At 75.7% G+C, this 17,744-nt stretch carries 17 protein-coding genes; 9 read left to right on the top strand and 8 right to left on the bottom strand.

The window, feature by feature from the left end; genetic code table 11:
- Nucleotides 1-41: 41 nt before the first annotated feature.
- Nucleotides 42-1,106 (bottom strand): GlxA family transcriptional regulator, encoded by a 1,065-nt coding sequence (locus AC07A4_RS14980; RefSeq protein WP_478597880.1) that lies wholly within the window; start codon nucleotides 1,104-1,106, stop codon nucleotides 42-44.
- 132 nt (nucleotides 1,107-1,238) lie between these two features.
- Between AC07A4_RS14980 and AC07A4_RS14975 the strand changes: the two genes are divergently transcribed.
- Nucleotides 1,239-2,177, top strand: a complete 939-nt coding sequence (locus AC07A4_RS14975; protein WP_478597877.1) for an NAD-dependent epimerase/dehydratase family protein — start codon at nucleotides 1,239-1,241, stop codon at nucleotides 2,175-2,177.
- 41 nt (nucleotides 2,178-2,218) lie between these two features.
- On the opposite strand, the gene AC07A4_RS14970 is transcribed toward AC07A4_RS14975, so the two are convergent.
- On the bottom strand, nucleotides 2,219-3,142 hold the full coding sequence (locus AC07A4_RS14970) for an LLM class F420-dependent oxidoreductase (protein WP_478597874.1): 924 nt from the start codon (nucleotides 3,140-3,142) through the stop codon (nucleotides 2,219-2,221).
- A gap of 261 nt (nucleotides 3,143-3,403) precedes the next feature.
- On the opposite strand from AC07A4_RS14970, the gene AC07A4_RS14965 reads away from it, so the two are divergent.
- Nucleotides 3,404-3,646 carry a hypothetical protein gene (locus AC07A4_RS14965; RefSeq protein ID WP_478597871.1) on the top strand — a complete coding sequence of 81 codons (243 nt, stop codon included), beginning with the start codon at nucleotides 3,404-3,406 and terminating at the stop codon, nucleotides 3,644-3,646.
- A gap of 197 nt (nucleotides 3,647-3,843) precedes the next feature.
- Here AC07A4_RS14965 and AC07A4_RS14960 read toward each other — a convergent pair whose 3' ends face one another.
- From AC07A4_RS14960 to AC07A4_RS14945, 4 genes are all read right to left on the bottom strand, one after another.
- A complete protein-coding gene (locus AC07A4_RS14960; protein WP_478597869.1) occupies nucleotides 3,844-4,341 on the bottom strand; it encodes a DUF6099 family protein in 498 nt (165 codons plus the stop codon).
- A gap of 394 nt (nucleotides 4,342-4,735) precedes the next feature.
- Complete coding sequence (locus tag AC07A4_RS14955) at nucleotides 4,736-5,059, bottom strand: nucleotide pyrophosphohydrolase (protein ID WP_478597867.1); 324 nt, start codon at nucleotides 5,057-5,059, stop codon at nucleotides 4,736-4,738.
- 25 nt (nucleotides 5,060-5,084) lie between these two features.
- Entirely contained in the window at nucleotides 5,085-6,266 is a 1,182-nt protein-coding gene (locus tag AC07A4_RS14950; RefSeq protein WP_478597865.1) for an AAA family ATPase, read from the bottom strand.
- Nucleotides 6,267-6,437: 171 nt separating this feature from the next.
- Nucleotides 6,438-6,818 carry a cell division protein SepF gene (locus tag AC07A4_RS14945; protein ID WP_030682464.1) on the bottom strand — a complete coding sequence of 127 codons (381 nt, stop codon included), beginning with the start codon at nucleotides 6,816-6,818 and terminating at the stop codon, nucleotides 6,438-6,440.
- A 213-nt stretch (nucleotides 6,819-7,031) separates the two neighbouring features.
- Here AC07A4_RS14945 and AC07A4_RS14940 point away from each other — a divergent pair, with 213 nt between their 5' ends.
- The 6 genes from AC07A4_RS14940 (at nucleotide 7,032) to AC07A4_RS14915 (ending at nucleotide 12,493) form a co-directional block, all read left to right on the top strand.
- Entirely contained in the window at nucleotides 7,032-7,259 is a 228-nt protein-coding gene (locus AC07A4_RS14940) for a hypothetical protein (protein ID WP_478597862.1), read from the top strand.
- Between the two features lie 44 nt (nucleotides 7,260-7,303).
- A complete protein-coding gene (locus tag AC07A4_RS14935; RefSeq protein WP_478598896.1) occupies nucleotides 7,304-9,538 on the top strand; it encodes a heavy metal translocating P-type ATPase in 2,235 nt (744 codons plus the stop codon).
- Nucleotides 9,535-10,029 (top strand): copper chaperone PCu(A)C, encoded by a 495-nt coding sequence (locus tag AC07A4_RS14930; RefSeq protein ID WP_478597860.1) that lies wholly within the window; start codon nucleotides 9,535-9,537, stop codon nucleotides 10,027-10,029. Before AC07A4_RS14935 ends, AC07A4_RS14930 begins: the two co-directional genes overlap by 4 nt.
- Before the next feature lie 118 nt (nucleotides 10,030-10,147).
- Entirely contained in the window at nucleotides 10,148-10,786 is a 639-nt protein-coding gene (locus AC07A4_RS14925) for an ATP-binding cassette domain-containing protein (protein ID WP_478597857.1), read from the top strand.
- Nucleotides 10,787-10,829: 43 nt separating this feature from the next.
- Entirely contained in the window at nucleotides 10,830-11,738 is a 909-nt protein-coding gene (locus AC07A4_RS14920; protein ID WP_478597855.1) for a metal ABC transporter permease, read from the top strand.
- The gene (locus tag AC07A4_RS14915; protein WP_478597852.1) at nucleotides 11,657-12,493 is read left to right on the top strand and encodes a metal ABC transporter solute-binding protein, Zn/Mn family; all 837 of its coding nucleotides are present in this window, start codon (nucleotides 11,657-11,659) and stop codon (nucleotides 12,491-12,493) included. Before AC07A4_RS14920 ends, AC07A4_RS14915 begins: the two co-directional genes overlap by 82 nt.
- A 52-nt stretch (nucleotides 12,494-12,545) precedes the next feature.
- On the opposite strand, the gene AC07A4_RS14910 is transcribed toward AC07A4_RS14915, so the two are convergent.
- Both AC07A4_RS14910 and AC07A4_RS14905 read right to left on the bottom strand, forming a co-directional pair.
- Nucleotides 12,546-14,201, bottom strand: a complete 1,656-nt coding sequence (locus tag AC07A4_RS14910) for a class I adenylate-forming enzyme family protein (protein WP_478597849.1) — start codon at nucleotides 14,199-14,201, stop codon at nucleotides 12,546-12,548.
- Nucleotides 14,202-14,498: 297 nt separating this feature from the next.
- Nucleotides 14,499-16,331 (bottom strand): CoA transferase, encoded by a 1,833-nt coding sequence (locus AC07A4_RS14905; RefSeq protein ID WP_478597846.1) that lies wholly within the window; start codon nucleotides 16,329-16,331, stop codon nucleotides 14,499-14,501.
- Between the two features lie 191 nt (nucleotides 16,332-16,522).
- Here AC07A4_RS14905 and AC07A4_RS14900 point away from each other — a divergent pair, with 191 nt between their 5' ends.
- Entirely contained in the window at nucleotides 16,523-17,731 is a 1,209-nt protein-coding gene (locus tag AC07A4_RS14900; protein ID WP_478597843.1) for an acyl-CoA dehydrogenase family protein, read from the top strand.
- Nucleotides 17,732-17,744 lie beyond the last annotated feature (13 nt).

Raw genomic sequence — 17,744 nt, 5'->3', positions numbered from 1 at the left:
CGGACGGGCGCGCTGGGGGGATCACGGCGCGGGGCCTCTTCTCACCCCTCGCCTTCGAACGCGGGCGCCGCCTGCGATCGGCTCGCCGGTACGACGCCACCCCCCGGCGTGCCTGCACAAACGTACCTCTGTTGCGGTGATCGCACGCGGTCATTTTGGTGGCCTGAGCGGTGGGTGAACGCCGCGCGGTAGGCGCTGGGGGTCAGTCCGGTCCATCGGGTCAGGTGCTGGCGCAGGGAGTCGGTGGTGGCGAGGCCGCTGAGCCGGGCCACCTGGTCCATCGGCAGGCCGGTCGTCTCCAGGAGTTCCTGGGCCCGCAGGACGCGCTGGTGGAGCAGCCACTGGAGCGGGCTGAGGCCGGTTTCCGCGTGGAACTTGCGGGTCAGGGTGCGGATGCTGGTGCGGGCGTGGGCGGCGAGGTCGGCGCGGGAGAGCGGTTCGTGCAGCCGTTCCAGTGCCCAGCTACGGGTCGCGGTGAGGGCAGTGCCGGTCTCGGGCGGCAGCGGTGCCTCGATGAACTGGGCCTGCCCGCCCGGCCGCACGGGCGCCGCCACGACCAGGCGGGCCACCGCGTTGGCCGTCGCGGCGCCGTAGTCGGCGCGCACCAGGTGCAGGCAGAGGTCGATGCCCGCGGAGAGTCCGGCGGAGGTCAGGACGTTGCCGTCCTCGACGTACAGCACGTCGGGGCGGAGCTCGACGGCGGGGAAACGGCGGGCGAACTCCGCGGACTTGGTCCAGTAGGTGGTGGCGCGGCGGCCGTCGAGCAGTCCGGCCTGGGCCAGGACGAACGCTCCGGTGCAGATCGAGGCGACGCGCTTGCCCGCGGCCGCGGAGTCACGCAGCGCGGACAGGACGCGCGGGTCGATGTCGTGGCGGGCCGTGGTGCCGGTGACGATGACGGTGTCGGCGTCGTCGACGGCCTCCAGGCCGTGGGGGACGCCGACTTCCAGGCTGCCGCTGGTGGCGACGGCTCCCGGACGGGCGGTGCAGACGCGCACCTGGTAGCCGGGGGCGCCGTCGACCGACGTCTCGCCGAGCACGAGTTCGGGGATGGACAGGTCGAACGTGGTGGCCGGGGGGACGGCGATGACAGCGACCCGGTGCATGGCCCGAACCTCCGGATGATCGGCATTCGGGCCACTACCCTAATGATCACCTGGGGCGGAAGGTAGGGAGCACGTCGCCGCGGCTGTCGGGGCCAGCGGCCGATGCCCACCACCGCGACCAGGGAGAACACCGTGTCCTTGCACGTCATCATCGGAGCCGGAGCCACCGGATCGGCCACCGCCCGGCTGCTGGCCGACGCCGGAGAGCGGGTCCGGCTCCTCACCCGCCGCGGCAGCGGTCCTGCGCACGAGCGGATCGAACGCGTCGCCGCCGACGCCACCGACACCGCGCGGCTCATCGAGCTGACCCGCGGCGCGGCCACCGTGTTCAACTGCGCCATGCCGCCCTACGACCGCTGGCCGACGCAGTTCCCGCCGCTGGCCGCCGCCGTGCTGACCGCGGCCGAACGCGCCGGCGCGGACTACGTCATGCTCGGCAACACCTACGGCTACGGCCCCACCGCCGCAGCCGCCGCAGCCGCCGCCGAGGACCAGCCCCTGGCCCCGACCAGCGTCAAGGGCCGCGTCCGGGCCCGGATGTGGCAGGACGCCCGCACCGCCCACGACGCGGGCCGCGTGCGCGTGAGCGAGGTCCGGGCCAGCGACTTCCTGGGCGCGGGCGCCTACTCGCCATTCACCCTCATGGTGGGGGCGCAGATCCTCGCGGGATCGCCCGCCTCCTACCCCGGCGATCCGGACGCTCCGCACAGCTGGACGTACGCCGTCGACGCCGCCCGCACCCTCATCGCCGCGGGGCGCCACCCGGACTCCTGGGGCCGCGCCTGGCACGTACCCTCCACGTCTGAGGCGCCGGTACGGGAACTGGCCGCACGCCTGGCCGAAGCGGCTGGCGCGCCTGCCCCGCGGTTGGGGCGGATGACGGAGGCCGAACTCGAGGAGATCGGGCGGACCGACCCGGTCATGGCGGAGTTCCCGGAGATGCTCTACCTGTACGACCGGCCCGCCGTCCTCGACGCGTCGTTCACCGCGAAGACCCTGGACATCACCCCCACCCCGATCGACGAGGTCCTCGCCGAGATGGCCGCGGAGCGGGCCACGCCCGCCGTCTGACGGAGTCGATCGCGTGGTCCCGGGCGCGTGCCCGGCGGGGGTCAGGACAGCTGCGACTGCACCTGTGCGGAGATCAGCTCCAGGTGGTCCAGGTCGTCCAGGTCCAGGCACTGGAGGTAGACCCGGCTCGCGCCGGTCTCCGCGTACCTGCCGATCTTGTCGACGACCTCGGCGGGGGAACCCGCGAGGCCGTTGGCCTTGAGCTCGGCCACCTCGCGGCCGATGGCCGCGGCACGGCGGGCGACCTCGGCGTCGTCCTTGCCGACGCAGGCGACGAGCGCGTTGGAGTACACCAGCGCGTCGCGCCCGCGCCCGGCCTGCTCGGCGGCGTCGCGGACGCGCTGGAACTGGCGGGCGCTGTCCTCGACGGAGGCGAAGGGGATGTTGAACTCGTCGGCGTAGCGCGCGGCCAGGCGCGGGGTGCGGACCGCGCCGTGGCCGCCGATGAGGACCGGCACCTTGGCCTGGGCGGGCTTGGGCAGCGCGGGCGAGTCCGACAGCTGGTAGTACGTGCCGTCGAAGTCGAAGGTCTTGCCGACCGGCGTCTCCCACAGGCCCGTCACGATGGCCAGCTGCTCCTCCAGGCGGCCGAACTTCTCCTTCGGGAAGGGGATGCCGTACGCCTTGTGCTCCTCCTCGAACCAGCCCGCGCCCAGGCCCAGTTCCACCCGGCCGCCCGACATCTGGTCGACCTGCGCGACCTGGATGGCGAGGACGCCCGGCAGCCGGAAGGTGCCCGCCGTCATCAGCGTGCCGAGCCGGATGCGCCGGGTCTCGCGGGCGAGCCCCGCCAGGGTGATCCACGCGTCCGTGGGACCCGGCAGGCCGTCGGCCGCGCCCATGCGCACATAGTGGTCGGAGCGGAAGAAGGCGTCGAAGCCGAGGTCCTCGGCGGCCTTGGCGACGGTCAGGAGGGTGTCGTAGGTGGCGCCCTGCTGGGGCTCGGTGAAGATGCGAAGATCCATGGCTCCATCCTGCACGCTCGAACGCCCGTCAACCTCACTGGTCCCGCCGGTCCCCCGCGGCACCGGTCGGGTGAAAATGCGTCAACCCGGCGGCCGGTGCGGGCCCGCGCCAGTGACTGGCCCGAGCCGGTGATCGTTGCTCGGGCGGAGCCGGGCCGCCCGGCACCCGTGCCGGCGGCCGCGCCGGTGCGTCCGCCGCACCAAATGCCTCGACCGGCCGGAGCGCTTCCGGCCGCCGGGGCGCGGGCCGAGGAGGCCGTGATGTCCCAGGAAGCCGTGCCCGAGCAGGCGCACGACCCGTTCGCGCCGCAACAGGCGCGCGACCAGGTCGTGCCCGAGCAGCAGCGCGCCCTGCCGCCGGCCGGGCCGCAGGGCGCGCCCAAGGGCCTGCTGCAACAGATGGAGGAGTTGATGGCAGCGCTCAACGCGGATCTGACGCAACTGGACGCCGACCTTCAGGGGTCCACGCGGCCGCCCACGTCGGAGGGTGACCAGCGGGTCTGACCTCTCGGGTGCAGTGTTCGGCTGCGGGTGCCTCGTGGCTGGGCGCGCCCACGCGGCGGAGCCGCACATCGACACCGCCCCGCGCCCCTTCGGGGCGCAGCCCAGCAGAGGCGCAGCCCAGCAGAGGGGCGGCCCCGCAGAGGGGCGCCCCCCATAAGACGGCGGTCCGCGCATTTCAGCGCTCTGTGCGCGGGCCGTCAGCCCTCAAGCACCGCCCCTCCGCAGGTGTCGCGGGCCTGGTCGGCGGTCATGCGCTCGCGGGCCGCCAGTTTGCGGAGCATCTCCACGACGCGGTCCCTCGACTCGTCGGCCGCGTCGATCGACTCCATGCACTGCCAGTAAAGACCCTCGTCCTCGGCGGCCATCGCCACCGAGACGAGGGCGATCCCGGCCTCGGCGAGCAGGGTGCCGAGGCCGAGCAGCGTGTCGTGGGCGTCGGCGATTCCCGTAAGACCCGCCGCCCGTATCTCCTGTGCCGTGGAGCGCGGCGGGTCGAGCAGGCCGCAGCCGCGGCCGCTCAGCTCGCTCAGGCCGAGCGCCTCGCCCCGTAACTCCGGCGGCCCCGCGACCGCGAGGCGATGCCCGATCGCCTGGGCCAGAGCCTGGGACTGCCACACCTCCGCCACGATGGCCACCGGCTCCTGACTGCGCGCCAAGGCGCATCTCGTCGCCTCGATGAGCCGCATCGCATCCATGCGCCGTCCCCATTCATCCCGCGCCCACTCGCGGCACGTTCACCCGAACTCCCTTGTCCACTACCCACAGTGAGTGCCTTCCGTTCGAAAAGCCAGAGGAAGCCTGAAATCTGTGGACAAACTTACGACTGTGGACAATGCATCCACCCCGGAGAGTGACGAAGGGGTGTCTTGGCGGGACTTTTGGCGCGGCCTGCGGGTGGTGACTGCCGCCGACTTGCGGGGTGGATGGGCCCTGACGGCGCCGCCGGGCACGGCGGACGGGGGCCGTGGGGCGCACGCCGGGCGCTTGGCGAAGGGTGCGCCCTGCCGGTGCCGGGACGTGCGCGGGGCGGCGCGGGGCCGCCGTTCGCACAGCGCGGCGGGGCGGGCAGCGCGTCAGGGGGGCCGCGCGTCAGGGAGCCGGGAAGCGCTCCTCGTTGCGGTCGATCTTCGCCGCGAGCGCCGTCAGCGGGTCGATGCCGAGCACCTCGCAGAACTGGAGCAGATACGCGAGGACGTCGGCGACCTCGTCCGTCACGCGGTGGGCGGAGTCGGCGTCCTCCATCACGCGCGCCGACTCCTCCGGCGTCAGCCACTGGAAGATCTCGACGAGTTCGGAGGCCTCCACGCTGAGCGCGGCGGCCAGGTTCTTGGGCGTGTGGTAGGGCTCCCAGCGCCGCGCGGCCGCGAACTCGGCCAGCCTTCGCTGCAGTCCCGCTACATCGTGATCGGTCACGGGCCTCAGTCAACTACATCCCGGTTCATCCTGTTCGGCCGAGGTCCACCACGGTGACGCCGTCCGCCGCCGCGGCCCAGGTGGCGTCGGCGACGGCGCCGATGAGGCGGATGTGCCCGCGCCCGCAGGAGCGCGCCGCGAGGTCCGCGAGGGCCCGCTTCTGGCGCTGGTCCAAGCAGCGGTCGAAGCCGTCGGCGAGGACGGTCAGGCTCTGGTACGCCTCGGGGACCTCGGCCACCGGGTCGACCTCGAGGACCCGGGGCCCGGTGAGCAGCACCAGGGCCAGGGCCAGATACCGCAGCTCGCCGTCGCCGAGCCGCCCCACGCAGGTGCGCGTCCCGTCCCCCCGGTCGAGCACGGCCCGCAGCGCGCCGTCCACGGTCTGCTCGGCGAGGACGTCGGCGACGGGGCCCGCGCACCCGGCGCGCAGCGCGGCGACGAGCTGGGCGTGCCGGTTGCCGCACTCGGAGCGGGTGCGCCACAGGACCTCGGCGAGGTTGTCGCAGCCGCCGAGCAGACGGCCGGGGCGGGCGAGCGCGGAGAGCACGGGTTCGCGCATGTGGCCGGGGCGCGGGTCGCAGGCGAACACCGACCGCAGCGCGACGACGACCTGCTCGGCGGCGGCGAGCACGAGCCGCTGCCCGTCGGTCTTGCCCGCGACCCGCAGCGGGAGCAGCGCGGTGCCGAGCCGGTCGTCGGGCAGCGGCGCGCGGGTGACGGGGGCCGCGCCCGCCGTGTGCCAGGAGGCCTGGACGGCGCGGCGGCCGGGGTCGCGCAGCGCGGTCTCCAGGAGGGTGAGCCCGTCGCGGGTGAGCCGCTCGCCCGCGATGCGCAGCTCCGGCTCGGCCTGGACGGCGACGTCGAGCCGGACGGGGCCCGCGGGGCCATCGACGGTGCAGCCGATGCGGAAGCCGCGGCGGGCCTGGCCGTCGGCGCGGGCGCGCTCGGGCACGCAGCGGGCGGGCCGCGGGAACACGTCGACGAGTTCGGCGCCCGCGCCGAGCAGCGCGAGCGCCTCGTACGCGCGCAGTGCACTGGTCTTGCCGCTGCCGCTCGGGCCCGCGAAGAGTGTCAGCGGGCCGAGGCGGTACGTCGCGTTCCGGTGCCCGGCGAAGGCGGAGAGCCGCAGTTCGGTGACGCGCGGCCGGTCCCGGTCGGTCGCGGCCGCCGGATCCTGCGCGTACGTCCGGCGGGAGTGCACAGTCATGCACCGGAAGCTAAGCGGAAGTGGATCAGGCGAACCGTTTTGCCCAGCTGCCCTTCGCCCGATCGAGCGATCACCGCCTAAGAAGGCGCGTGAGCTGGGGAGTTGGGCTACGCGACCCCCTCCCGTGACCGGTCGCGAGACCCGCCGTCAGACCCGCCGTCAGACCCGCCGTCAGACGGTGGCCGCCTCCACCAGGCCCTGCACCTCGGTGTCGGGCGGCGAGAGCAGGAAGACGTTCTTCTCCACGCGGTGCATGCCGCAGCCGAGGCCGAAGACGACTCCGCTGCTGAAGTCGAGGACCCGCTTGGCGGTCTCGGTCTCGGCGCCGCTGAGGTCGAGCAGGACGGGGATCTGCGCCATGAGGTTCTCGGCGACCTCGCGGGCGTCGGAGAAGACGTTCACGCGCGTGACGACGAAGCGCCGCCGGGTCTCGGTCTCGGCGTCGGGCAGCGAGCGGTGCCCCGGCCACGACGGCCACTCGTTGCGGCCGCGCAGCGGCACGACCTGGGCGAGCCCCTCCCACTGTTCGTCGGTGGCTTCGTTGCTGGTCACAGAGCAACCCCGTCCTGCCTCGTCCTCAACGTCTGTACCAGGCAATTCTTACGTCAACTCACCCGGTTGGCCCAATTGCGACACGAGCGGGGCGCGGCGCGGCGGCCCCGGCGGCATCCGCGCGGGCCGGGAACTCTTCGGCCCGCGCGCCCGACTACCTGCCCGGTGCCGGGCGTCCGCTGCCCGCGCCGACGCCTCAGCCACGGGAGCGACATGTCAGGCCAGGCAAGCAAGCAGTCCACGTCACGGGGGTGGCGGCCGCCGCCCGCCCTGCTCGGGTTCCTCGTGCTGCTCGTGGTGGTCTTCGCCGTCTCGTACCAAGTCGGGGACTCGGTGGGGCCCGTGGCACCGGGCATGCGTTCCTCCACCTCGGACGGCGACGGCGGGTCCGGTGGCGACGGGGACGGCGGCGGTCACGGCGGACACGGCGGGCACGGCTAGTGGGCGCCGGGACGGCGACGACCACCGACCTGGTCGTCGGCGGCATGACCTGCGCGGCCTGTGTGAACCGCGTCGAGAAGAAGCTCGCCAAGCTGGACGGGGTCACCGCGACCGTCAACCTCGCCACGGGGCGGGCCCGGGTGACGCACCCCCCGGAGACCACCGCAGACGACCTCATCGCCGTCGTCGTCCGCACCGGCTACACCGCCGAACTCCCGGCGCCGCCCGCCCCCGTACCGGACGCGGGACCGGACCCCGTGGCAGCGGAGGCGGAGGACGGTGGTGGGGTGCGGGCCGAGCGGTCGCGGCTGCTCGTCACGGCGCTCCTTTCGGTGCCGGTGCTCGCCCTGTCGATGGTGCCCGCCTGGCAGTTCCGCAACTGGCAGTGGCTGTGCTTCGTGCTCGCGGCGCCGGTCGCGGTGTGGGGCGCGTGGCCGTTCCACCAGCGGGCGCTGCGGGGGCTTCGGCACGGGGCGGCCACCATGGACACGCTGGTGTCGCTCGGCGTCGCGGCCTCGTTCTCCTGGTCGGCGTACGCGCTGTTCCTCGGCGGCGCGGGCGAGCCGGGCATGCGGATGCCCTTCGAGGTGCTGCCGTCCGCCGGTGGCGGGGTCGCGCACGTGTACTTGGAGGCGGCGGTCGGCGTACCGCTCTCGGTGCTCGCCGGGCGGTTCCTGGAGGCGCGGGCGCGGGGCGCCACGGGGGCGGCGGTGCGGTCCCTCGCCGCGCTCGCCGCCAAGGACGTGACGGTGCGCGGCCCGGACGGCACGGAGCGGCGCGTGCCCGTCGCGCGGCTGCGCGTGGGGCAGGAGTTCACGGTGCGGCCCGGGGAGCGCGTCGCCACCGACGGCGTCGTCGTGTCGGGCGCGTCGGCGCTCGACGTGTCGCTGGTCACCGGCGAGAGCGCGCCCGTGGAGGCCGGTCCCGGGCAGGACGTGGTCGGCGGCAGCGTCAACACCAGCGGGCTGCTCGTCGTGCGGGCCACGGCCGTCGGCGCCGACACCCAACTGGCGAGGATCACCCGGCTCGTGACGGAGGCCCAGACGGGCAAGGCGCGCGCCCAGCGCCTCGCGGACGCGGCGGCGGGCGTCTTCGTACCGGTGGTCCTGACGCTCGCGGTCACCGTGCTCGGGTTCTGGCTCGGCGCCGGGGCGGACCCGCAGGCCGCCGTCACCGCCGCCGTGGCCGCCCTCGTCGTCGCCTGCCCCTGCGCGCTCGGCCTCGCCACGCCCACCGCGCTGCTCGCCGCCACCGGGCGCGGCGCCCAGCTCGGTGTCCTCGTCAGCGGGCCGCGGGCCCTGGAGACGCTGCGGCGCGTCGACACCGTCGTCCTGGACAAGACGGGCACGCTCACCACCGGGCACATGACCGTCACCGAGGTCACCGCCGTGGACGGCGGGCTCGGCCGTGACGCCGTGCTGCGGCTCGCGGGCGCGGTGGAGCGGGGTTCGGAGCATCCGCTGGGGCGCGCCCTGGTGGCGTACGCGCGTCAGGAGCTGGCCGAGGGGCCGCTGCCGCCGGTGACCGCGTTCCTGGCGACGCCCGGCGTCGGCGTCGAGGGCGTGGTGGAGGGCCGCCGCGTGGAGGTGCGCACGCCCGGGGAGACGCTGCCCGAGGAGCTGGCCGCCGCGCTCGCCGCGGCGGAGGCGGCGGCGCGCACGGCTGTCCTGGTGCGCGTGGACGGGGCCGACGAGGCCCTCGTCGCCGTCGGCGACGTGCTGCGGCCCGGCAGTTACCGCGCCGTCGACCGGCTGCGCCGCCTGGGCGTGGAGCCGGTGCTCGCCACCGGGGACCGCCCGGCCGTCGCGCACGCCGTGGCCGCCGAACTCGGCATCACCGAGGTGCACGCCCGCTGCACCCCCGAGGGGAAGGCCGAGCTCGTGGGGCGGCTGCGGGAGCGGGGCCGGCGGGTCGCGGTGCTCGGCGACGGCGTGAACGACGCGGCGGCCCTGGCCCGCGCCGACCTCGGCATCGCCATGGGCTGCGGCACCGACGCCGCCATCGGCGCCGCCGACGTGACGCTCGTGGGCGACGACATCGGGGCGGCCGCGACGGCCGTGCGCCTGGCCCGGCGCACCCTGGCCACGATCCGCGCCAACCTGGTCTGGGCGTTCGGCTACAACGCGCTCGCCGTGCCGCTCGCGGCCGTGGGCCGCCTCGGCCCGATGACGGCCGCCGTCGCCATGTCCGCGAGCTCCCTGCTCGTGGTCGCCAACAGCCTGCGGCTGCGCACCTGGGAGCCGGTGCCGCGCGCCGCGCGAGAGGGGATGCGCCGATGAGCGCCCTGTCCACCCGGGTGCGGGGCGGTCTGCTCGCCGCGCTCGCGCCGGTCATCGCCTGCGCGCTCACGCTGTGCGGGCTCGCCGCGTGGGTCGCCTCGGGCGCGGCGGGCTCACCCGCCCGGATCTCCGTGACGGGCGGGCGGGTGTTCCTGCCGTACGGCAATGTCAAGGAGACCGCCGCGTTCTTCCGGATCACCAACTACGGCGAGTCCGACGACGTCCTGCTGTCCGTGCGCTCCCCCGACGCCGACGACGTGATGCTCAGCAGGACCGTGGAGCGCGCGGGCGCGGGCGTCGAGTCGATGCGGATGGTGAAGTCCGCGGTGGTGCCCGCGCGCAAGCGGATCACGATGAAGCCCGAAGGACTCGACGTGATGCTCCGCCCGGAGCGGGCCCCGCGCCTCGGCGACGAGCTGCGGTTCGTGCTGCGGTTCCGGCACAGCGGGGAGGTGCGGGTGACGGCCGTGGTGGTCCGTCCCGGCAGCTGAGCGCGCCAGAACCGCGCACGCCCGTACGGGAACCCGGCGCGCCGCCCATCCGACTACTGCCGGGAGCACCGGGACACCGGGGACAGACACCGGGAACACAGAAGGCGGGTGACGGCCGATGGGCGGCCTCGACGTACGGGTACGGGGGATGACCTGCGGGCACGGCCGGGTCGTCGCCGTCGACGGCGTGGACCTGGACGTCGCCGCGGGCGAGCGCGTCGCGCTGACCGGGACGAACGGCTCCGGCAAGTCGACGCTCCTGCGCGCCGTGCTCGGCCTGCACAGGCCCGCCCGCGGCACCGTCCTCGTCGGCGGCCGCTCCACCGCGACGGCCGCCGACCGGGCCTGGCGGCGGCGCGCCTGCGCATGGGTGCCGCAGAAGCCCGCGACGGGCCGCTTCCCGCTGCTCGCGGGCGAGTTGCTGGACTCCAGCGGCGCGCCGGGGCCCGCCGCCGATGCCGCCGAGCGGCTCGGCGTGGGCCCGCTGCGGCGCAAGCCGCTGCACACCCTGTCCGGCGGGCAGCTCCAGCGGACGTACCTCGCGCGCGCGATCGGCTGCGTCGCCGCCGGGGCGGGGGTGCTGCTCGCCGACGAGCCCACCGCCGCGCTTGACTTCGCGGGGCAGGAGGAGGCCGCGGGGGCGCTCACGGCGCTGCCGGTCACGCTCGTCGTCGTCACCCACGACCGGGCGCTCGCCGCGCGCTGCGACCGGGTCCTGGACATGGCGGCGGGCCGCCTCCGGGAGGTGACCCCGTGACGGGGCGGCGCCGGGAGGCCCGAACTGGGGCTGAGGCCCGGTGATGAGTGTGCTCGCCACCGCTGACCTGGGCCTCATGCTCCAGCTCCTGCCCGTGCAACGCGCGGGCTTCGCGCTGCTGCTCGCCGCCGTCGGGCTGCCCATCGTCGGCGTCGTGATCGTCGGGCTCGACATCATGCCGGTGCGGTTCGCGATGATGCACGTCGCGCTGCTGGGCATCGCCGTCGGGCTGCTCACGGGCCTCGACCCGATGCTGTGCGCGCTCGTCGCCTGCGCCCTCGCCGGGGCGGGGGTGGCGCCGCTCGCCCGCACCCCGGACGGCCTCTCGGGCGCGATGGGCCTGCTGATGAGCATGGCGATCGCGGCCGCGCTGCTCGTCCTGTCGGTCTCCGGGGTCAACGCCTCCGGCGCGTTCGCGCTGCTGTGGGGGTCGATCCTGTCCGTCGGCACGGCCGACATCGTCGTCGTCGCCGTGCTCGCCGTCGCCGTGCCCGCGCTGTTCTTCTGGCGGCGGCGCGACCTCGCGCTGCTGCTGTACGACCGTGAGCTCGCGCAGTGCTCGGGGGTGCCCGTCGGGCGGCTCACCGTGGTCCTGCTCGTCCTGGTCGCCGTCGCGGTGGCCGGAGCGATCAAGCTGACCGGCGCGCTGCTCGTCGACGCGCTCACGCTGCTTCCCGCACTCGCCGCGCGCCGCCTCGGCAACCGGCTCACCACGATCGCGCTGTGGGCCGTGGCCATCGGCGTCGTCGTGAACGTCACGGGCTTCCTCTTGGCCCTGTGGCTGGACTGGCCGCCAGGCCCGGTCCTCGTCCTGCTGGCGGGGGCCGTCGTCCTCGCCGTCCACCTCATCCCCGAACGGAGCATCACCTCATGGCGCGCACCGGCGTCCCCACCCCCCACCGCCCCCAGCGGCCCCTCTCCCGTACCGCCCGCGTCGGGGCGCTCGCACTGACCGCCGCGCTCGCCCTCACGGCCACCGCCTGCGCCGACGAGAACCAGCCCAAGAAGACATCGGCGGGCGAGGACAACGGGCCCACGGTCGTCGCCACCACCACCTGGGAGGGCGCGTTCGCCAAGGCCGCGGGCGCCAAGGACGTCACGGTCCTGGTGCCGCCGTCCACGCACCACGCGCCCGACTACGACCCCAAGCCCTCCGACCTGGCGGCGGTCGCCAAGGCCGACTTCGTCCTTTACGCGCCGTTCGAGCCGTACGCCGACAAGATCAAGGAGGCGGCGGGCTCGGACGCCGAGCTGGTCCAGGTGAACCTCGACAACGACGCGACGAAGGCCGCGCGCGAGGTGACGCGGCTCGGCGGGCTCTTCGGCACCGAGGTCACGGCCGGGAAGTGGACGACGTCCTTCGAGCGGGAGTACGCGAAGCTCTCCAAGGACCTCAAGTCCTCCTGGCCCGGCGGCAAGGCGCCCGCCGTCGTCACCCAGGTGTTCACCGCGTGGTCGGCGCGGATGGCGGGCGCCCGCACCGTCGGCACGTACGGCCCGGAGCCGGTGAAGGCCTCCCAGGTCGCCGAACTGTCCCAGAAGAAGCCCGCGTTCGTGCTCGACAACGCCCATATGTCGACGGGTACGGTCCTGCCCGGCTCCGGCGCCGAGCAGGTGAAGATCGTCAACTACCCCGGGGACGACCTGGAGCTGCTGCCGGTGTACCGGGACGCGGCCGCGCGGCTGAAGAAGGCGATGACCAAGTAAGCAGTGACGGGTGTGTGGGCCCCGGCCGGGTCGGCCGGGGCCCACACGCGCGTCACACCTGCGCGGCGGCGGCCCGGTCCCGCAGCGCCGGACGGTCCGGCTTGCCCGCCGGGGTCAGCGGCAACTCGTCGACCAGGAGCAGCCGTTCGGGGTGCTTGGCGCGGTCGAGGCCGCGGCGCGCGAGGTGCTCGCCGAGGTCGTCGAGGGTGAGCGCCCCGTCCCGCGCGTCCGGCACCACGCAGGCGGCGAGCCGCTCCCCCATGACCGGGTCCGGTACACCGACGCACACCACGTCCCGTACCGCGGGATGGGAGCTGAGGGCGCGCTCGACCTCCGCCGGGCTGATGTTGGCGCCGCCCCGGATCACGACGTCCTTGAGGCGGCCGACGACGTGCAGCACCCCGTCCGCGTCGATCACGCCGAGGTCGCCGGTGCGGACCCAGCCGTCGGGGGTGCGGTAGCGGGCGTCGAGTTCGGGGGCGGCGACGTAGCACAGCGGGGTCATGGGGCCGCGGGCGACGATCTCGCCGACGGATCCCTCCGGCAGCGGCTCGTGGGTGACCGGGTCGGCGACGCGGATGTCGGCGACCCGGGGGTCGGGGCGGCCCGCCACGATGCCGTCCGCCCGCGAGGCGCCCGGGTGGCCCTCCAGACCCGTGTGGCAGTTGACGCCGTCCGCCGAGCCGTACAGGTTCACGACGGGACAGCCGAAGGCCTCGCCCGCGCGCTCGGCGGTGGTGGCGTCCAGCGGGGAGCCGCCGAGCACGAGCGCGGCGGGCGCGGGCAGCTTCTCGCCGTCGTCGTCCAGGCGGCTCAGCTGGTCCAGGATCATGCGGGCCATCGTCGGTACGCCGAGGATGTGCGTGGGCTCGTGCGCGCGGATCGCGGCGATCGCCGCCTCCGGCGTGAAGTGGTCGAGCAGCACCAGCGTCCCGCCGTGCCGGGCGAGGGTGACGGCCGTGCCGTTGGAGCCGAACGCCGACGCCAGCGGCACCAGGAACAGACAGCGCGGCGGGGCCTGTCCCGCGGGCATCAGCGAGGCGAAGAAGTTGCCGCGGCCCCCGGCGAGGGCGTTGTGGGAGTAGGCGACCATCTTCGGCTCGGCCTCGGACCCCGACGACACGAGGATGCGGGCGGGGCCGTCCGGGTGGGGGCGCTCGGCGGTGAACTCCGCCGGGTCCGAGCGCAGCAACTCCCGGAAGGACACGGCGCCTTCGGGCACGGTACCGGGGGCCACGGCGATGACGTGCCGCAGCGCGGGCAGCGCGGCGGCCGCCTCCGTGAGCGCGGCCGCCGGGCTCGCGCCCCGGTGCTCCGCCGCCGCGACGACCGCGACGGCCTCCGCGCGGCGCAGCAGGCTCGCGGCCTCCGCGGGGGTGCGGCCCACCGGGTAGGGCAGCGCGACGGCGCCGAGGGCGGCGAGGGCGAGGTCCGTGACGACGGCGGCGCGGGCGTTCGGGAGCTGGACGCCGACGACGTCACCCGGGCGTATGCCCAGCCGTCTCAGGCCGACGGCCAGACATCGGACCTTGCGGTCCAGGGCCGTGTAGCAGAGCTGGCCCTTGGCGTCGATGACCGCGGGGTGGTGGGGGGCGGTGATCTGGCGTGCGCGGAAGAGGGCGTACAGGTCGAGGTCCGGGCAGGTGCCGTCCGCCGCCCAGCCGCGGCGGAGGGGGGCGGGGAGGAGGTCGTGGAGGGCGTGGGGCATGGGGGCTCCTTGGGGTGGGGTGGGTAGATGGGGTGCGGGGGGAGCTCCCCAACCCCGCCCCTTTCCCGAAACCAAGGGGCTCCGCCCCCTGGACCCCCGTATCGCCGCTCCGCGGCTCGTCCTCAAACGCCGGACGGGCTAGAGCGTTCCGGCCGGGGCTTGATCTCCCGGGTGCGGGAATTTCAGCCCGTCCGGCGTTTGAGGACGAGGCGCGAAGCGCCGAAAAGCTTTGAGCGGGGGAACGGGGGCAGCCGCACCCGGAGCGGGAAGGGGCGGGCCTGGGGCGCCCCGCGAGGGTCAGGCCGGGCGGAGGCTCCAGGGGTCCGGCACCACCGGCGCCCCATGTCCGTCGCGCCCCACCGCGGGGTGGAGGGCGGAGAGATCGGTGGCGACGGCGGCGGCCGCGAGCCCGTGGGAGGCCAGCAGCCGCAGCGCGTCCCCGGTAGAGAGCCCAAGGAAGTCGTACGCCGCGACCGCCCCCGCGCAGGACCCCGCGGCGGCGACCCACCCGTCCCCCGTCCGCACCGGACGCCGGAACCCGGCGGGCCCGCGCCCCCGCACGCCCGCGGTGAGCGTGTCGGCGGCACCGAGGAGGGAGGAGTCGACGCGCACCCCACGGCCACCGGTGCGCTCCCGCAGGAGCAGCCCCGCGAGCACGGCCTCCGTGCCGAGCAGCCCGCCGAGCACGTCGAGCAGCGTCATCAGGGAGGGGGCGGGCGGCTCGCCCTCGGGGCGGACGGCCTCGCCGACGCCGGTGCGCGCCTGGACCATGAAGTCGGTGCCCATGGGGGCGTCGTCGAGGCGCCCGGCCCAGCCGCTGGTGTACGCGTACACCAGGCCGGGGTTGACCCGGGCCAGGTCCTGCGCGTCCAGGCCGAGCTGTGCGGCCTTGCCCGGCGCCCAGTTGTGCAGGAACACATCGGCGCCCGCGGCGAGTTCGCGCAGGCGGCGGCGCCCGGAGGGCGACTTGATGTCGGCCTCGACGGCGTCCTTGCCCCGGTTGAGGGCGAGCCAGCGGGCCGAGATCCCGCCGCACGCGGGCGGCATGCCGCGCAGCGGGTCGCCGCCCGGGGGCTCGACGCGCACGACGTCGGCGCCGAGCAGCCGCAGCAGGTGCGCGGTGAGCGGCGCCTGGATGCGGCGGCCCGCCTCCAGGACGGTGAGGCCCGCGAGGGGGCGGTCGGGGGTGGCGGCCTGGGCGGGCCGGGGCGCGGCGGCGGGCCCGTGCGGGGTGAGCGTCCACGGCGGCGCCCCGTCGTGCTCGGCGGCCCGCTCGGCGAGCGTCCGCAGGGCGCACACCTCGGCGCCGGAGGCGGCGGCCGCCGCCTGGACGCGGCGCCAGGCGCTGGCGCGGGCGGTGGCGTGCAGGGCGTCGGGGAAGGGCGCGCAGGCCGTGGCGTACCGGAACTGGAAGGGGCGCCAGCCCGCGCGGATCGCGTCGGCGGGAGCGTCCAGGGCCCGCCAGAACGCGGCCCAGGCGCCCGGGTCGAGGGTCTCCAGCTCGAAGAGGACGCCTTCGGCGCTCGTGAACGGGGGCCCGCCGGGGGCGAGCTGCGCCGCCTCGCCCTCGTCGGCGCCCGCGGCCGCGACGTACTGGGAGACGGCGAGCAGCCCCGCGCGCACCGCGCTGGTGGTGACGTGGCCCGAAGTGCCGCCGCGCGCCTGGGCGAGCAGCCCGGCGAGCAGGCCCTGCACGGCGAGGACGCCCGCGGCGGTCGCCGTGTAGTCGACGGCGAGCCCGCGCGGGGCGCCGTCGCGGCGGCCGTGCACGGCCATCACGCCGGTGGCGGCCTGCGCGGTCGCCTCGTCGACGATGGCGCCGATGGTGTCGACGGCGCCGGGGTCCGGGTGCGCGGGCCCGGCGGCGGCCACCGCGTCCCGGGCGGGCCGCATCGGGTCCGTCCAGCGCACGTCCGCGGTCACCGGCGCGAAGTCGCCGCCGCCGACGGCCACCTGGCCGGGGCCGCCGTCGGCCTGGTGGGTCTCGGCGCCGAGCAGCCGCAGGTGCGCGGCGACGATCCCGGTCAGCTCGGGCGGCCCTCCGGTGTCGCAGCGCACCCCGGCGAGGGGGTGCGTCGCGGCCTGGGGGGCGAGGGCGGGTGACGCTGTCTCCGACGCATGGGCCGTCATAGGGGCCGTCATATGGGTCGTCATATGGGTCGTCTCTCCTTCGCCGTGCGGCGACGGGCCGCCGCCGGTGTCGTTCCGAAGCCGGGAACCCGGGGCCTTCGGCACCCGACCAGTTCCTTGGAGAGTCAGTCGGGCGCCCGGGCCCGTGGGTTCCCGGCGAAGGCGAGGAAGCGGTGACGACGGTGACGACGGTGACGGAATCGAGTCGGCGGAACGGGGCGGCGGGGGCCGAGGGCGCGGGCGGCGCGGGGCTCGGGCCGCTGGGGCAACGGGTCGAGGCGTTCGTACGCCAGCAGGTGATGCCCCGTGAGGACGTCCTGGACGCGGGCGGGCCCGAGGCCGCCGCCGCGCTGCGCGCGCTCCAGGAGCGGGCGCGGCGCGAGGGCCTGTGGGCGCTGCCGCTGCCCGTCGAACTCGGCGGGCGGGGCCTTGACCTGGCCGCGTACGCGGCGCACGCGGAGGCCGAGGGCGCGAGCGACCACGGGCCCGCGGCGCTGGGCTCGGCGCCGCTCCTCGATGTGACGATGCTGCGGCGGCACGGCAGCGCGGCCGTCCGCGACAGGTATCTCCACCGGATCGTCGCGGGCGACCTGCGCGCCTGCTACGCCATGACGGAGCCGGAGACCCCCGGCACCGACCCGTACCTCACCGCGACGTCGGCCGTCCAGCAAGGCGACGGGAGCTGGCTCGTCAGCGGCCGCAAGTGGTTCACCTCCGGCGCCGCGGACGCGGACCTGGTGACCGTGCTCGCCCGTACCGACGGCGCGGCGCCGGACCGTGACGGCCTGTCACTGTTCGTCGTGCCGACGCGCTCGCCCGGCTTCCGCGTCGTGCGCGAGCTGCCGGTGCTCGGCGCGAGCGGCCAGTGGGAGATCGCGTTCGACGGGGTGTGCGTGCCCGGCGACCACCTCCTCGGCGAGCGCGGCGCGGGCCTCGCGATCGCCGCCGAGCGCCTCCAGCTCGGCCGGACGCTGCGGTGTCTGCGCTGGCTCGGGCAGGCGCGGCGCGCCTTCGACCTGATGGCCCTGCGCTGCGTCACGCGCGAGGGCTCGCGCGGGCCGCTGGGCGCCCACCAACTGGTGCAGCGCCATGTCTTCGAGTCGCTGCTCGCGCTGCGGACGGCGCGGCCGCTGGTGCACGAGGCGGTCGCCCGGCTCGTCGCGGGCGCGGACGCCCACGTCGAGGTCGGTCTGGCGAAGGTCGCGGCGGCGCGCGCGCTGCAGCAGGTCGTGGACGCGGCCGTCCAGGTGCACGGCGCCGCCGGACTCGGCCCCGACACCCCGCTGCCCGCCCTGCTCCGCACGGCCCGCGCGGCACGCATCCTCGACGGTCCTGACGAGTTGCACATCACCTCGGTGGCGCGCAGGGTCCTGAAGGGCTACGCGCGGGACGGGGTGTGACGGGCGGGACAGC

It is taken from the genome of Streptomyces sp. NPDC043996 (assembly GCF_056435225.1).
This window is presented reverse-complemented; position numbering and strand designations above follow the sequence as displayed.

What these genes read in the sequence shown, in the direction of transcription:
- AC07A4_RS14980 (WP_478597880.1), bottom strand. Translation starts at nt 1,106, where the DNA reads ATGCACCGGGTCGCTGTCATCGCCGTCCCCCCGGCCACCACGTTCGAC.
- AC07A4_RS14970 (WP_478597874.1), bottom strand. Translation starts at nt 3,142, where the DNA reads ATGGATCTTCGCATCTTCACCGAGCCCCAGCAGGGCGCCACCTACGAC.
- AC07A4_RS14965 (WP_478597871.1), top strand. Translation starts at nt 3,404, where the DNA reads ATGTCCCAGGAAGCCGTGCCCGAGCAGGCGCACGACCCGTTCGCGCCG.
- AC07A4_RS14960 (WP_478597869.1), bottom strand. Translation starts at nt 4,341, where the DNA reads ATGGATGCGATGCGGCTCATCGAGGCGACGAGATGCGCCTTGGCGCGC.
- AC07A4_RS14950 (WP_478597865.1), bottom strand. Translation starts at nt 6,266, where the DNA reads ATGACTGTGCACTCCCGCCGGACGTACGCGCAGGATCCGGCGGCCGCG.
- AC07A4_RS14940 (WP_478597862.1), top strand. Translation starts at nt 7,032, where the DNA reads ATGTCAGGCCAGGCAAGCAAGCAGTCCACGTCACGGGGGTGGCGGCCG.
- AC07A4_RS14935 (WP_478598896.1), top strand. Translation starts at nt 7,304, where the DNA reads ATGACCTGCGCGGCCTGTGTGAACCGCGTCGAGAAGAAGCTCGCCAAG.
- AC07A4_RS14930 (WP_478597860.1), top strand. Translation starts at nt 9,535, where the DNA reads ATGAGCGCCCTGTCCACCCGGGTGCGGGGCGGTCTGCTCGCCGCGCTC.
- AC07A4_RS14925 (WP_478597857.1), top strand. Translation starts at nt 10,148, where the DNA reads ATGGGCGGCCTCGACGTACGGGTACGGGGGATGACCTGCGGGCACGGC.
- AC07A4_RS14920 (WP_478597855.1), top strand. Translation starts at nt 10,830, where the DNA reads ATGAGTGTGCTCGCCACCGCTGACCTGGGCCTCATGCTCCAGCTCCTG.
- AC07A4_RS14915 (WP_478597852.1), top strand. Translation starts at nt 11,657, where the DNA reads ATGGCGCGCACCGGCGTCCCCACCCCCCACCGCCCCCAGCGGCCCCTC.
- AC07A4_RS14910 (WP_478597849.1), bottom strand. Translation starts at nt 14,201, where the DNA reads ATGCCCCACGCCCTCCACGACCTCCTCCCCGCCCCCCTCCGCCGCGGC.
- AC07A4_RS14905 (WP_478597846.1), bottom strand. Translation starts at nt 16,331, where the DNA reads ATGACGGCCCATGCGTCGGAGACAGCGTCACCCGCCCTCGCCCCCCAG.